Source organism: Mycobacterium sp. GA-2829, assembly GCF_001499965.1.
Lineage (GTDB): Bacteria > Actinomycetota > Actinomycetes > Mycobacteriales > Mycobacteriaceae > Mycobacterium.
This window is the reverse complement of sequence record NZ_LQIT01000045.1, coordinates 12,557-26,605: the sequence shown is the minus strand read 5'-3', so window position 1 is coordinate 26,605 and position 14,049 is coordinate 12,557. Positions and strand designations below refer to the sequence as shown.

At 69.6% G+C, this 14,049-nt stretch carries 15 protein-coding genes; 13 read left to right on the top strand and 2 right to left on the bottom strand.

Features of this window, described 5'->3' with window-relative positions; genetic code table 11:
• Positions 1 to 23: 23 nt before the first annotated feature.
• The 12 genes from AU194_RS23255 (at position 24) to AU194_RS23200 (ending at position 9,877) form a co-directional block, all read left to right on the top strand.
• The gene (locus tag AU194_RS23255) at positions 24 to 1,391 is read left to right on the top strand and encodes a glutamine synthetase family protein (RefSeq protein ID WP_059091627.1); all 1,368 of its coding nucleotides are present in this window, start codon (positions 24 to 26) and stop codon (positions 1,389 to 1,391) included.
• On the top strand, positions 1,378 to 2,133 hold the full coding sequence (locus AU194_RS23250; protein ID WP_157576455.1) for a gamma-glutamyl-gamma-aminobutyrate hydrolase family protein: 756 nt from the start codon (positions 1,378 to 1,380) through the stop codon (positions 2,131 to 2,133). Before AU194_RS23255 ends, AU194_RS23250 begins: the two co-directional genes overlap by 14 nt.
• Positions 2,134 to 3,501, top strand: coding sequence for an aldehyde dehydrogenase (locus tag AU194_RS23245; RefSeq protein ID WP_059091625.1), 1,368 nt, complete (start codon positions 2,134 to 2,136; stop codon positions 3,499 to 3,501).
• Between the two features lies 1 nt (position 3,502).
• Positions 3,503 to 4,276 carry a 3-oxoacyl-ACP reductase gene (locus AU194_RS23240; protein ID WP_059091624.1) on the top strand — a complete coding sequence of 258 codons (774 nt, stop codon included), beginning with the start codon at positions 3,503 to 3,505 and terminating at the stop codon, positions 4,274 to 4,276.
• 20 nt (positions 4,277 to 4,296) lie between these two features.
• Positions 4,297 to 5,019: a FadR/GntR family transcriptional regulator gene (locus AU194_RS23235; RefSeq protein ID WP_059091623.1), complete on the top strand. Its 723-nt coding sequence runs from the start codon at positions 4,297 to 4,299 to the stop codon at positions 5,017 to 5,019.
• 30 nt (positions 5,020 to 5,049) lie between these two features.
• Entirely contained in the window at positions 5,050 to 5,388 is a 339-nt protein-coding gene (locus AU194_RS23230) for a helix-turn-helix transcriptional regulator (RefSeq protein ID WP_059091622.1), read from the top strand.
• Between the two features lie 53 nt (positions 5,389 to 5,441).
• The gene (locus AU194_RS23225) at positions 5,442 to 6,611 is read left to right on the top strand and encodes an aromatic acid exporter family protein (RefSeq protein ID WP_059091621.1); all 1,170 of its coding nucleotides are present in this window, start codon (positions 5,442 to 5,444) and stop codon (positions 6,609 to 6,611) included.
• A gap of 77 nt (positions 6,612 to 6,688) precedes the next feature.
• On the top strand, positions 6,689 to 7,387 hold the full coding sequence (locus AU194_RS23220; RefSeq protein WP_059091620.1) for an energy-coupling factor ABC transporter permease: 699 nt from the start codon (positions 6,689 to 6,691) through the stop codon (positions 7,385 to 7,387).
• Positions 7,384 to 7,719 carry a PDGLE domain-containing protein gene (locus AU194_RS23215; protein WP_059091619.1) on the top strand — a complete coding sequence of 112 codons (336 nt, stop codon included), beginning with the start codon at positions 7,384 to 7,386 and terminating at the stop codon, positions 7,717 to 7,719. The genes AU194_RS23220 and AU194_RS23215 overlap by 4 nt, the downstream gene beginning before the upstream one ends.
• Positions 7,720 to 7,721: 2 nt before the next feature.
• Positions 7,722 to 8,495: a cobalt ECF transporter T component CbiQ gene (cbiQ, locus tag AU194_RS23210; RefSeq protein ID WP_059091774.1), complete on the top strand. Its 774-nt coding sequence runs from the start codon at positions 7,722 to 7,724 to the stop codon at positions 8,493 to 8,495.
• A complete protein-coding gene (locus tag AU194_RS23205; RefSeq protein WP_059091618.1) occupies positions 8,492 to 9,232 on the top strand; it encodes an energy-coupling factor ABC transporter ATP-binding protein in 741 nt (246 codons plus the stop codon). Before cbiQ ends, AU194_RS23205 begins: the two co-directional genes overlap by 4 nt.
• A 51-nt stretch (positions 9,233 to 9,283) precedes the next feature.
• On the top strand, positions 9,284 to 9,877 hold the full coding sequence (locus tag AU194_RS23200) for a sigma-70 family RNA polymerase sigma factor (protein WP_059091617.1): 594 nt from the start codon (positions 9,284 to 9,286) through the stop codon (positions 9,875 to 9,877).
• Position 9,878: 1 nt separating this feature from the next.
• Here AU194_RS23200 and mtr read toward each other — a convergent pair whose 3' ends face one another.
• Both mtr and AU194_RS23190 read right to left on the bottom strand, forming a co-directional pair.
• The gene (mtr, locus tag AU194_RS23195) at positions 9,879 to 11,291 is read right to left on the bottom strand and encodes a mycothione reductase (RefSeq protein ID WP_059091616.1); all 1,413 of its coding nucleotides are present in this window, start codon (positions 11,289 to 11,291) and stop codon (positions 9,879 to 9,881) included.
• Between the two features lie 4 nt (positions 11,292 to 11,295).
• A complete protein-coding gene (locus AU194_RS23190; RefSeq protein WP_059091615.1) occupies positions 11,296 to 12,339 on the bottom strand; it encodes an alpha/beta hydrolase in 1,044 nt (347 codons plus the stop codon).
• Positions 12,340 to 12,539: 200 nt separating this feature from the next.
• Here AU194_RS23190 and mqo point away from each other — a divergent pair, with 200 nt between their 5' ends.
• Complete coding sequence (gene mqo / locus AU194_RS23185) at positions 12,540 to 14,045, top strand: malate dehydrogenase (quinone) (RefSeq protein WP_231743564.1); 1,506 nt, start codon at positions 12,540 to 12,542, stop codon at positions 14,043 to 14,045.
• Positions 14,046 to 14,049: the final 4 nt, after the last annotated feature.

Here is a 14,049-nt window from a genome sequence, read left to right as displayed (position 1 = left end):
GGGCCCATGGGAAAGGTGCGCACATGGGGACCGGATCCGGGATGTTGGCGCAGGCCGACCTCGAACGCATGGTGGCCGCCCGCGAGATCGACACGGTCATCGTGGCGTTCACCGACATGCAGGGCAGGCTCACCGGCAAACGGATCTCGGCGCGGCTCTTCGTCGACGACGTCGCCGAACACGGGGCCGAGTGCTGCAACTACCTGCTCGCCGTCGACGTCGACAACAACACCGTCGACGGCTACGCGATCTCCAGCTGGGAGACCGGCTACGGCGACATGGTCATGACCCCGGACTTCGACACGCTGCGGTTGGTGCCGTGGCTGCCCGGCACCGCCCTGGTGATGGCGGACCTGTCGTGGACCGACGGGCGTCCGGTGAAACAGGCCCCGCGCAGCATCCTCAATCACCAGATCGACCGGCTCGCCGAACGCGATCTGGTGCCCTATGCCGCAACGGAACTCGAGTTCATGGTCTTCGACGACTCGTTCCGCGCGGCGTGGGCCGCGGGGTACAAGGGCCTGACGCCTGCCACCGACTACAACATCGACTACGCGATGCTGGCCTCCACGCGGATGGAACCGCTGCTGCGCGACATCCGGCTCGGCATGGAGGGCGCAGGGCTGTACTGCGAAGGCGTCAAGGGCGAGTGCAACCTCGGCCAGCAGGAGATCGGCTTCCGCTACGACCACGCGCGAGTCACGTGCGACAACCACACGATCTACAAGAACGGCGCCAAAGAGATCGCCGACCAGCACGGCAAGAGCCTGACGTTCATGGCGAAATTCGATGAGCGCGAAGGCAACAGCTGCCATATCCACATCTCGCTGCGGGGTTCGGACGGCTCCGCGGTGTTCGCCGACGACGACGCCGAGGACGGGATGTCGCCGCTGTTCCGCAGCTTCATCGCCGGCCAGCTCGCGACGATGCGTGAGCTCTCCCTGTGCTACGCCCCGAACATCAACTCCTACAAGCGGTTCGCCGAGGGCAGCTTCGCACCCACCGCGATCGCGTGGGGCTTCGACAACCGGACCTGCGCGCTGCGCGTCGTCGGCCACGGTGCCGGTATGCGGATGGAGAACCGGGCGCCCGGCGGCGACGTCAACCAGTTCCTCGCGGTGTCCGCGCTGATCGCCGGCGGTCTGCACGGCATCGAGAACGAACTCGAACTGCCCGAACCCGTGACGGGCAACGCCTACACCAGCGGCGCCGACCGCCTGCCGACGACGTTGGCCGAGGCCGCCGATCTCTTTGAGCGGTCCGAGATCGCCCGCGCGGCGTTCGGTGACGACGTCGTCGACCACTATGTGAACTACGCGCGGGTGGAACTCAACGCGTTCAACCTCGCGGTGACCGATTGGGAGAGGGTGCGCGGCTTTGAGCGGCTCTGAATCACGTAGCCCCGTCCTGGGAATGACCACCTACCTGCAGCAGGCCCAGACCGGTGTGTGGGATGTGCAGGCGAGCTTCCTGCCCGCGATCTACTTTCAGGGCGTCAACCTCGCCGGGGGCGTCGCGGTGCTGCTGCCGCCGCAGCCCGTGGACTCCGGGGCGGCCGCGCGGGTGCTCGACGGTCTGGACGGGTTGATCATCACCGGCGGCAAGGACGTCGACCCCGCGCGCTACGGACAGACGCCGCACTCCACCACCGACGAACCCGACCGCGTCCGCGACGCCTGGGAGTTCGCGCTGCTCGAGGAGGCCCTGAGGCGCGGCGTCCCGGTGCTCGGAATATGCCGGGGCGCACAGGTTCTCAACGTCGCGCTGGGCGGTACGCTGTTCCAGCACCTGCCCGACGTCATCGGCCACACCCATCACCAGAAGGGCAACGCCGTCTTCGGGACCTCGGCGGTGTGGACCGAACCGGGCACCCGGTTGGCGGATCTGATCGGCGCGACCTCCGACGCCCAGTGCTACCACCACCAGGCGATCGACCGGGTCGGCGACGGTCTGCTCGTCAGCGCGCGCGACGACGACGGGGTGATCGAGGCCGTCGAGCTGGACCGGGACAGCCACCCGGATCAGTGGGTGGTGGGCGTGCAATGGCATCCCGAAGAACGGCTCGACGATCTGCGGTTGTTCGCCGCGGTGGTAGAAGCCGCGGGCCGATATGCGATGGAAAGGACCCAGTAGGTGACGTCCAGTGAGGTGATCAACCCGGCGACCGAGGAGGTGCTGCGCACCGTCGAACTCCTCGACGTCGAGGCGGTCGACGACGCGGTGGCGCGGGCGAAGTCGGCGCAGCGGACGTGGGCGCGGCTCGCACCCGCCGAACGTGCGGCCGCCCTGCGGTCGTTCGCGGCGGTGGTCGATGCGCACGTCGACGAGCTGGCCGCCCTCGAGGTCGCCAACTCCGGACACCCGATCGGCAGCGCCGAATGGGAGGCCGGTCACGTCCGCGACGTGTTGCAGTTTTACTCTGCGAGTCCGGAACGCCTGTCCGGCAAGCAGATTCCCGTGGCCGGCGGACTGGACGTCACGTTCAACGAACCGCTCGGCGTGGTCGGGGTCATCACCCCGTGGAACTTCCCGATGACGATCGCGGCGTGGGGGTTCGCACCCGCGCTCGCGGCCGGCAACGCGGTGGTGCTCAAACCCGCGGAGTGGACGCCGCTGACCTCGATCCGGCTCGGCGAGTTGGCGATCGAGGCGGGTCTGCCCGCCGACCTGTTCTGTGTGCTGCCCGGCCGCGGCTCGGTGGTCGGGGAGCGCTTCGTCACGAATCCCGATGTGCGCAAGGTGGTGTTCACCGGGTCGACCGAGGTCGGCACACGGGTGATGGCCGGGGCCGCCGCGCAGGTCAAACGCGTCACCCTGGAGTTGGGTGGCAAGAGCGCCAACATCGTCTTCGACGACTGCGATCTGGAGAAGGCCGCGGCCACCGCGCCCTACGGCGTCTTCGACAACGCCGGGCAGGACTGCTGCGCACGCAGCCGGATCCTGGTGCAGCGCAAGGTGTACGACCGGTTCATGGAACTGCTCGAACCCGCCGTCAAGGGGGTGAAGGTCGGCGACCCGCAGGCGCGGGACACCGAGATGGGCCCGCTGGTGAGCAAGAAGCACTGGGAGTCGGTGGCGTCCTACGTGCCCGACGACGCGCCCGTCGCGTTCCGCGGCAGCGCACCCGACGGACGCGGCTACTGGTTCGCGCCGACGGTGCTCACCCCGCAGCGCACCGACCGCACGGTCACCGAGGAGATCTTCGGACCGGTGGTCACGGTGCTGCCGTTCGACGACGAGGCCGATGCGCTCGCCCTGGCCAATGACACCCCCTACGGTCTGTCGGGGTCCATCTGGACCGAGAACCTGTCGCGGGCCGTACGGGTCTCGCGGGCACTGGAAGCGGGCAACCTGTCGGTGAACTCGCATTCGTCGGTCCGGTACAACACCCCGTTCGGCGGTTTCAAACAGTCCGGTCTCGGCCGCGAACTCGGCCCCGACGCCCCCCTGTCGTTCACGGAGACGAAGAACGTGTTCTTCGCAGTCACGGAAGAGAGCTGATATGGACCTGACCCAGCGGCTGGCCGGCAAGGTCGCCGTCATCACCGGCGGTGCCAGCGGCATCGGCCTGGCCACCGCCAAGCGGATGGCCGCCGAGGGCGCGACCATCGTGATCGGGGACATCGACCCTGCGACCGGCAAGACCGTCGCCGACGATCTCAACGGCACCTTCGTCCAGGTCGACGTCGCCGATCAGGTGGCGGTGGACGCGCTGTTCGACACCGCGGCCGAGACCCACGGTTCGGTGGACATCGCGTTCAACAACGCGGGCATCAGCCCGCCCGAGGACGATCTGATCGAGGTCACCGGGATCGACGCGTGGGACCGGGTGCAGGACATCAACCTCAAGTCGGTGTTCTTCTGCTGCAAGGCCGCACTGCGCCACATGGTGCCCGCGCAGAAGGGGTCCATCATCAACACCGCGTCGTTCGTCGCGGTCAACGGATCGGCGACCTCGCAGATCTCCTACACCGCGTCCAAGGGCGGCGTGCTGGCGATGTCCCGTGAACTCGGAATCCAGTACGCGCGCCAGGGAATCCGGGTCAACGCGCTGTGCCCGGGACCGGTGAACACCCCGCTGCTGCAGGAGTTGTTCGCCAAGGACCCGGAGCGCGCCGCCCGACGGCTGGTGCACGTCCCGATGGGGCGGTTCGCCGAGCCCGGGGAACTGGCCGCTGCGGTGGCGTTCCTGGCCAGCGACGACGCGTCGTTCATCACCGGGTCGACGTTCTTGGTCGACGGCGGTATCACCGGCCACTACGTCACCCCGCTGTAGTCACCCCGCTGTAGGCCATCGTGAACCCCGAGCCGGATCCGCTGCCCGCCAGCGAGACGCTGCTGCGCCCGGTCCGGCTCGGGAACGCGTTCGAGGACACCGTCGGCCGGTTGCTGGAGACCATCCGGCTCGGTGTGCTCGAACCCGGCGAATCCCTGCCTCCCGAACGGGAACTCGCCGCGCGGCTCGGCGTCAGCCGCGACACCGTCCGTGAGGCGATCAAATCGTTGGCCGACGCCGGCTACCTGGTGTCGCGCCGGGGCCGCTACGGCGGCACCTTCCTCGCCGACGAGTTGCCCCGGCACACCGGAGTCGACCGCGGCCTGACGGGCGCCGAGATCGACGACGCGCTGCGGCTGCGCGAGATCCTCGAGGTGGGCGCGGCGCGGATGGCGGCGGGCCGAACCCTGAGCTCGGCGCAGCGGGAGGAGCTGTGGACGCGGCTGGCCGACGTCCGCGCCGCCGACCCCGAGGACTACCGCAGGCTCGACTCGCGGCTGCACCTGGCGATCGCCGAGGCCGCCGGTTCGCCGTCGCTGGTGCCGCTGGTGGCCGAGAACCGCATGCGGCTCAACGCGATGCTCGACCAGATCCCGCTGCTGACCCGCAACATCGCCCACTCCGACGAACAGCACCACGAGATCGTCATCGCGATCCTGGCCGGGGACACCGGCGCGGCGGAGAACGCGATGCGGGCCCACATCGCGGGGTCGGCCGCACTGCTGCACGGCTTCCTGGACTGACCCGCCGACGCCGGACGCTCCTGGATTAGATTGACACCGGTGGAGCAACCCGGTGATCACACGCAGGTCGAGCGGGCGACCTCGGCGCTGGCCGACGTCGACACCGGCGGCTGGACGCAGCGCTTCGACCTGCTGTCCGACCCGCACCGGCTGGAGATCCTGCTCTGCCTGCACCGCGCCCCCGGTATCCGGGTCAGCGATCTGGCCGCCGCGCTCGGCCGTTCCGAAAACGCCGTCTCTCAAGCACTTCGGGTGCTCCGGCAACAGGGCTGGGTGAGCTCGACGAGGGAGGGGCGCGCGGTCAGCTATCGACTCGAGGACGAGACCGTCCACGACCTGCTGCACTGGATCGGCGCCCGGCACGGCTGAGTGGCGCGGTCCGTACAGTCGACCGTTCACGTCGGAGGGAGGCTCAGGTGCGGATGGCTCGGATCGGCGGGCGCCTGCTGCGGGCCTTCCCGGGAATCGACATGGGCGGCGACACCTGGCGCATGCTGGTGAAGGCCGTCGTGGCGGGCTCGCTGGCGTGGGCACTGGCGAGCGGGGTCTTCCACTCCAGCTATCCCACGTTCGCGGCGTTCACCGCCATGCTGCTCATGCACATGACGATCGCCGAGTCGGTCGAGAAGGCGGTTCACTACACGGCCGCGGTCCTGGTCGGCATCGGCGTGGTCGGGGCGGTGGTGTATCCGCTCGGCCCCACCCTGTGGCTGTTCCCGGCCATCCTGGCCGTGACGATGCTGATCGGCCGCTGGCACCGGTTGGGCAGTCAGGGGTTCAACGTCACGGTCGCGGCGATCTTCGCCTACGGGGTGTTCACGATGCCCGAGCCCGGCCGCTCCCCGGCGGTTCTGATCCGCGACCTCGCCGGGATGGTGTTGCTGGGCGCGGTCATCGCGGTGAGCGTCAACCTGCTGATCGCCCCGCCGTTGCGGTACCGCAGTGCCGCGGCCGCCGTCGAGGCCTACTGCGATGCGGTGGCGGGTCTGCTCGGGGACATGGTGGCCGGGCTCGAGGACGGTGTGCCCGACGGTGACGCCGCCCGGGACTGGCGCAGGCGCGGTGACGAGCTGCCCCGGCTGGCGCGGCAGGCCCGCGCCACCATCGACCACGCCTATGAGACGTCGAAGTTCAACCCCCGCCGCGTGGTCACACGGCGCCGCGCCACCTTCGGTGGCTACCGGATCACCGTGCACGCCGTCGAGCGCATCACAGAACAGCTGCGCTCGGTGACCGCGGGGCTGGCACGCATCGCCGAATCGGCCGACGGGGAGGCGGCGCGGCAGCGCTCACCGCACGGCGAGTTCCTCCGGCGTTTCGCGTTCGTGCTGTCGGCGGTGCGCGCCGCGGTGACCGCCGCGGCCGCCATCCACGTCGTCGACGATCTGCGGCGCGGACACCCACTCGCGGCCGAGGCGGGCGAGTGCCACGCGGCGCTGGAGGCGCTCGGCCGCGTCGCCGACCTGCACGGCCTGGACCTGCCGGATCAATGGGCGCTCTACGGCGCGCTCTACACCGACGCGCGTCGGCTCTGCGACGAGGTGGCATCGGCGCGCGACGGGCTGCACGAACTGGTCCGGACGCTACCTTGAGTCCGCGCCTGAGCCCGCCGCACTCCTGAACATCTGTTCACCTGGACAGATATGCGTACCGGTCCTACGCTCGGGGGGTGACCGTCGACCACGTCGCCATGCACATGAGCGACGGCATCGTCAACGCCCCGACGTCGCTGCTGTTTGCTGCGATAGCGGTTGCGGCCCTTGGGTTCTGCGTCCTGCGCTCGCGCACGGAACTGGACGAGCGCGCGGTCCCACTGGCCGGGTTGGTCGCGGCGTTCGTGTTCGCCGTGCAGATGGTCAACTTCCCGATCCTGCCCGGCGTCAGCGGACACCTGCTCGGCGGCGCCCTGGCCGCCATCCTCGTCGGCCCGTACACCGGTGCGCTGTGCATCGCGCTGGTCCTCACCGTGCAGTCACTGCTGTTCGCCGACGGCGGTGTGACCGCGCTGGGTGCCAACATCACCAACATGGCGGTGATCGGTGTCGCCGCCGGATACGGCACCGCGGTGGCGCTGTACGCCGTCGCGCGCCGCAGGGCCGAGGTGTCGACCACGGCGCTGGGCGTCATCGCGTTCACCGCCGCGATGATCGGAACCGTATGCGCCGCAATGGGGTTCGTGATCGAGTATTCGATCGGCGGGGCGGCGCCCGCATCGCTGGGCGCGGTGCTGGCCTACATGGCGGGTACGCACACGCTGATCGGGGTGGGCGAGGGCGTCATCACCGCGATCACCGTGGTGGCCGTCGCCCGGGTCCGTCCTGACCTCGTCTACCTGCTGCGGCGCACCCGGGCGACGGTGCCGGCGTGAGCAGGTTCTTCTGGATCGGGTGTGCGGCGGTCGTTCTCGTGATCGCCGGCGGGCTGTCCTACGTCGCGAGCGCGAGCCCGGACGGTCTGGACGCCACCACGCTGCGCGGCTGTGAGGTCGTCGAGACCGCCGAGGGCGAAGCGCTGAGAGGTGACTGCATCGCCCGGCACGCCGACGACCACGCGCTGGCCGGCTCACCGCTCGCCGACTACACCCTGGGCGGCCGGGAGGGCACCAACGGTGTCGCCGGGGTGCTCGGCGTGCTCGTGACGGCCGCCGCGGGTTCGGCGCTGTTCTGGTTCATCGCGCGCGCCCGCCGCGACGGGCGGTGACCGTGGGCGCGGGCGCACATCCGCTCTACCGGCACGGGGACTCCGCGGTGCACCGGATGCCCGCCGAGACGAAGATCGTCGCCCTGGTCGCGTTCGTGCTGGCCGTCGTGGCCACCCCGCGGGAGACGGTGTGGCCGTACGCGGTCTTCGCGGTGATCGTGGTCGCGGTCTGGTGGTGCGCCCGGATGCCGCTGCGCTGGGCGCTGCCCCGCATGCTCATCGAGGCGCCGTTCGTGGTGCTGGCTGTGCTGCTGCCGTTCACCGAAGGCGGTGAGCGTACCGAGATCGCCGGAATGTCGCTGTCGATCCCCGGCCTCTACGCGGCGTGGGGCATCGTCGCCAAGGGCACACTCGGCGTGGCCGCCGCCCTGACCGTCGCGGCCACCACCCCGGCGGCCGAACTGCCCGCCGCGCTGCGCCGACTGCGGGTACCGGCCGTCATGACCTCGGTGCTCGTACTGATGATCCGCTACGTCGACCTGCTGGCGGCCGAGGCGGGCCGCATGCGGACCGCCCGGATCTCGCGCGGGGACTCACCGCGGGCGCTGCACCAGGCCGGCGCGCTGGCCACTGGCGTCGGCGCGCTGTTCCTGCGGTCCTACGAACGCGGCGAGCGGGTCCACCTCGCAATGCTGTCCCGCGGATTCGACGGTCACACACCGGATCTCGCCGCCGTCGGCGCCCCGCCCGGTGCACGTGCGCACCAGTGGGCGGCCGCCCTGCTGCCCGTCGCGGCGGCCGTCGCGGTGACCGCTTCGGCCTGGGTGGTGCGGTGACGGCGCCTGCGGTCCGCATCGAGGGACTGCGCCACGTCTATCCGGACGGCCACGTCGCACTCGCCGGACTCGACTTGACCATCGAGGCCGGGGAGCGGGTCGCGGTGCTCGGACCCAACGGTGCGGGTAAGACCACGCTGATGCTGCACCTCAACGGTGTGCTGCGGGCGACCGAGGGCAGTGTGCACATCGGCGGTACGCCCGTGGCGCGTACCACGCTGCCCGACATCCGCAGGCGCGTCGGGCTGGTCTTCCAGGACCCCGACGATCAGCTGTTCATGCCGACCGTCGCCCAGGACGTCGCGTTCGGGCCCGCCAATTTCGGTGTGCGCGGCGAGGAACTGACCCGGTGGGTGCATCAAGCCCTGGCGACGGTGTCGCTCACCGGCGCGGCCGACCGCAGCCCCACCCATCTGTCGGCCGGGCAGCGCAGGCGCGCGGCACTGGCCACGGTGCTCGCGTGTGAACCCGAGATCCTCGTGCTCGACGAACCGTCGGCCAACCTCGACCCCGTCGCGCGGCGCGATCTCGCCGAGACGTTGGCGACCATCGAGGCGACGACGATCATCGTCACCCACGATCTGCCGTATGCCGCGCAGCTGTGCGAACGCGCCGTGATCGTCGACGCCGGCGTCGTGGTGGCCGACGGCCCGATCGCCGAATTGCTGTCCGACACCGAGCTTCTGGCGTCCCATCGGCTCGAGTTGCCGTGGGGTTTCGCGGTCCCTCGACCGTAACGTCGCTTATTCGCTTGACCTCAACTCTGGTTGAGGTGCTTTGCTGCTCACATGAGCACGATCGACGATGCGACCACGGACGACCGCACCACCCGGTTCCTGCGCGACGTGCTGCCGCTGATGGACACGCTCTACCGGGCGGCCCGCCGCTACACCGTCACCGCCGCCGACGCCGAGGATCTCGTGCAGGAGACGTTGACCAAGGCCTACGCCGGATTCGGTTCGTACACCGACGGAACCAACGTGCGGGCCTGGCTGCTGCGCATCATGACCAATGTCTGGATCTCCTCCTACCGCGCCGCTCAGCGGCGCCCCACCGAGGTCAGCGCCGAGGTCACCGACGCCCGACTCGCCTCGGAGGCCGCGCACACCGCCACCGGGCTGCCCTCGGCCGAGATCACCGCACTGGAGGCACTCGGCGACGACGACGTGCGCGCCGCGCTGACCGCACTGCCCGTCGACCAACGGCTCGTCGTGTTCTACGCCGACGTGGAAGGGTTGCGGTACAAGGAGATCGCCACGGTCCTCGACATCCCGCTCGGCACGGTGATGTCGCGTCTGCACCGCGGACGCGCCCGGTTGCGCGGACTGCTCTCCGGACTCGCGGCCGCGCGCGGCTACCCGTGCCCCGACTGTGCGGCCTGAGTCAGTGCTGTCGGGCCGGCGGCCACGGCGGCTCCCCGCACAGGGCCAGTAGCGCGTTCTCGACCACCTCGGGCAGCGCCGGGTGGATCCAGTACTGGCCCCGTGCCATCTCCTGGGCCGGCAGCCCGAACGCCATCGCCTGGATGAGCGGCTGGATGATCGACGACGCCTGGTGGCCCATGATGTGCGCGCCGAGCAGCAATCCGGTCTCGTCGTCGACGATGAGCTTCGCGAAACCCTCGGAGTCCTCCATCGCCCACCCGTAGGCCACGTCGCTGTAGTCCTGGACCTTGGTCCTGATGCGGAAACCCTTGGCGCGGGCTTCGTTCTCGGTCAGCCCGACGGAGGCGATCTGCGGATCGGTGAACACCGCCGACGGCACGTTGCGGTGGTTCGCGGGCATCAGCGCCTCGGTGTCGTCCCAGTCGACCAGCAGGTTGTTCCTGACCACGCGGGCTTCGTGATTCGCGACGTGCTTGAGCTGGAAGGGGGAGGAGACGTCACCGAGTGCGAACACGTTGCGGGCGGTGGTGCGCTGGAATTCGTCGACGGCGACCAGACCGTCCTCGAGCGTCACACCCGCCAGGTGCGCGTCGAGCTGATCGCCGTTCGGTTTGCGGCCCGTCGCCACGAGCAGGACGTCGCCGCGCAGCGACGACCCGTCGTCGAGGTTGAGCGTGACCCCCGAATCGTCGGTCGAACCGCCGATGATGTTGCGGCGACTGCGGATCTCCCACTTCTTGCCGGCGATGTCGGTGAAGCGTTCGCAGATCGTGTCGTCGGCGTGGGCGAGCATGGCGGTACCCCGGATGACGATCGTCACCCGCGACCCCAGCGACGAGAAGATGTGCGCGAATTCGGCTGCCACATAACCGCCGCCGGCGATGATGATGTGCTCGGGTAGGTCGGGGAGCCGCATGATCGTGTCGCTGGTGTGGTAGGCGACCCCGCAGTCGGCGATCGCGGGCGGCACCGTCACCCGCGAACCGGCCGCGATCACCACCTTGTCGGCGGTGAACTCGTCGCCGTCATCGGTGCGCAACAGGTAGCGGCCGTCGGGCAGGGCGTCGGCGAAACGGGTGTGGCTGGCGAACACCTCGACGTTGGGGGAGGAGCGCCGGTAGTGCTCACCGCCGGTGGCGAGCGGGTCGATCCGCCCGAAGACCCGCGAGACGATATCGCCCCACCGCACGTCCTCGATCGCGGCGTCGACGCCGAAACGCGCTGCGTCCCGGACGTTCTGCGCGATCCCTGCGGAGTAGACGAACATCTTCGTGGGGATGCACCCGACGTTGAGGCAGGTGCCGCCGAAGACGCCGCGCTCACAGATCGCGACCCGTTTGTCGACATAGCGTTCGTCGAGAAGCGTGTTGCCCGAACCGGTTCCGATGATCGCGATGTCGAAGTGCGTCACTGTCTCATCCCCCGTCGCTTCGCTCGCCCCATGATTGGGTTCCCCGTTCGGATCGTTCGGTCAGATACCAGTCCAGCCAGCGATCCAGTTCACCGTAGGCCGCGCGCCGTGGCTCGGCCAGTGAGAGGAACACGTCGTGTTTGGCGTCGGGGATCGGCACGACGGCACTGCGGTTACCCACACACCCCGCCCAGCGAGCGATCTGCGCGACGTCGAGCACCGCGTCACCGCACTGCATCGCCGCCGGATCCGCGGCCTCGCGCACGCTGTGGTCGGACCGCAGGATCAGGTTCGGCACGCCGACGTCGAGTCCGCGGTGCAGCCGGGCGTGGCCGCGGCGGATCGCGTGCAGCCACCCCGCCGTCACCGGGAAGCCGCCCACCGGTTTCCACTCGAGGTCGTAGTCGAACTCGCCGCCGAAGTCCCGGTGCAGCGTCGCGCCGTACCCTTCGCCCGGCCGCGACGCCCGCACGATCCGCCGCTTCCCGAACCGCTGGGCAGCGGCGATCGCCGCCGAGGCCGCGGCCGAGCGCAACACCGCGGGCCCCTGCAGGTCGAACCAGGGGCTGTTGAGCACCAGACCCGTCACGCCGAGACGGGCGGTCATCCCACGCCGCCGTAGCCGGTCCAGCCACAGCGACACGATCAGCCCGCCCGCGGAGTGCCCGATCACCAACACCGCCGCGCCGCCGGTCTCGGCCGCGACGATGTGCAGCGCCTGTTCGAGCTCGCGGTCGTAGCGGGTCAGGTCGGTGGTGAAATGCGGGGTCTGCCCGTCCCGCCGCGAGCGACCACATTTGTGCAGGTCGAGGGCGTAGAACGCGAACCCGCGGGCGGTCAGGTGGTCGGCGAGTTCGGTGTGGAAGAAGTAGTCGGTGTATCCGTGCACCAGCAGCACCGCATGCCGGGCGTCGGGTTGCGGCGCGCCCCGTCGCACGACGGTGGCGACCAGGTCGCCCTCACCATCGGGGTCGCGGCCCAGCGTCAGGGTGTGCCGCTGGTAATCCGGCAACACGTCGGCTTCCCAGCTCAGCCCCCGAGCGTCCACGGATGACACAGTAGGCCGCCCGGCGACGCCGCAGGTCAGGGCGGTGAGCGATGGCACAGTGGCCGCCCCGGTTGACGAGCACCTCAGCGGGATAACCTTGAGCGAGGTAAACCGTCCCGCAGCCGCGACGAAAAAGGACCGATGAGTTGTCTGATTCCCAGGTAGCCAAGACCGACGTCGTGCTGGTCGGTGCCGGCATCATGAGCGCGACGCTGAGCGTGCTGCTCAAGCAGCTCGAACCCAATTGGACGATCACGCTGATCGAGCGCCTCGACGGCGCGGCCGCCGAGAGCAGCTTCGCGTGGAACAACGCGGGCACCGGACACTCCGCGCTGTGCGAGCTGAACTACACCCCCGAGGGTCCCGGCGGTTCGATCGACATCACCAAGGCCGTCAACGTCAACGAGCAGTTCCAGGTCTCGCGGCAGTTCTGGACCCACGCCGTGGAGAACGGTGTGCTGCCCGACGTTCGCAATTTCATCAACCCGGTCCCGCACGTCAGCTTCGTCAGTGGCGAGAAGAACCGGCAGTACCTGCGGGCCCGCTACGACGCGCTGGTCACGAACCCGTTGTTCGCGACGATGGAGTACATCGACGACCCCGACGAGTTCGCCCGCCGGCTGCCGTTCATGGCCGACAAACGCGACTTCCGCGAACCGATCGCGCTGAACTGGACCCAGGACGGCACCGACGTCGACTTCGGGTCGCTGTCGCGCCAGCTGATCGGCTACTCGGCGCAGCGGGGAATGACCACGTTGTTCGGCCACGAGGTGCGCGATCTCGACAAACAGTCCGACGGCAGCTGGGCGGTCAAGGTCCGCAACCGCCGCACCGGGGCCAAGCGCAAGCTCAACGCGAAGTTCGTGTTCGTCGGCGCGGGCGGCGGCGCGCTGCCGCTGCTGCAGAAGGCCGGCATCGAAGAGGCCAAGGGGTTCGGCGGATTCCCCGTCGGCGGGCAGTGGCTGCGCAGCGACAATCCCGAGCTGACGGCGCGCCACCAGGCCAAGGTGTACGGGATGCCGCCGCTCGGCGCGCCGCCGATGTCGGTGCCCCACCTCGACACCCGCGTCATCAACTCCAAGTCGTATCTGTTGTTCGGCCCGTTCGCCGGCTGGTCACCGAAGTTCCTCAAGCAGGGCAAGGTCACCGATCTGCCCTTCTCGGTCCGACCGAACAACCTGGCCTCGATGCTCGGTGTCGGCCTCACCGAGATGGGTCTGCTCAAGTACCTCATCGGCCAGCTGATGCTCAGCGAGGCCGACCGCGTCGAATCGCTGCGCGACTTCGCGCCCAGTGCGCGCGACGCCGACTGGGAGCTCGACATCGCCGGTCAGCGCGTACAGGTCATCCGGCGTAAAGGTAGGGGCGGGGTACTGGAGTTCGGCACCACCGTGCTCGCCGCCAAGGACGGCAGCATCGCCGGTCTTCTGGGCGCGTCGCCGGGCGCCTCCACGGCGGTGCCCGCGATGTTCGATGTCATGCAGCGCTGCTTCGGTGACCGCTACCGCGCCTGGGAGCCCAAGCTCAAGGAGATCGTGCCGTCTCTGGGGACGAAGCTGTCCGACGAGCCCAAGCTGTTCGAGGAGATCTGGGCGCACGGCACCAAGGTCCTCAAGCTCGACCGGCCCGCAGCGGGTCTGCCCGCCACCGGGTCGGACACCGAGCACCCCACACCGGATGCCTCTCGCACCACGGCGACCGCCTGACGTG

Bases quoted from the DNA above. Each gene is read 5' to 3' on its own strand.
- AU194_RS23200 (WP_059091617.1), top strand. From the start codon at position 9,284: ATGAGCACGATCGACGATGCGACCACGGACGACCGCACCACCCGGTTC.
- mqo (WP_231743564.1), top strand. From the start codon at position 12,540: ATGAGCGCGACGCTGAGCGTGCTGCTCAAGCAGCTCGAACCCAATTGG.
- AU194_RS23240 (WP_059091624.1), top strand. From the start codon at position 3,503: ATGGACCTGACCCAGCGGCTGGCCGGCAAGGTCGCCGTCATCACCGGC.
- AU194_RS23225 (WP_059091621.1), top strand. From the start codon at position 5,442: ATGGCTCGGATCGGCGGGCGCCTGCTGCGGGCCTTCCCGGGAATCGAC.
- AU194_RS23255 (WP_059091627.1), top strand. From the start codon at position 24: ATGGGGACCGGATCCGGGATGTTGGCGCAGGCCGACCTCGAACGCATG.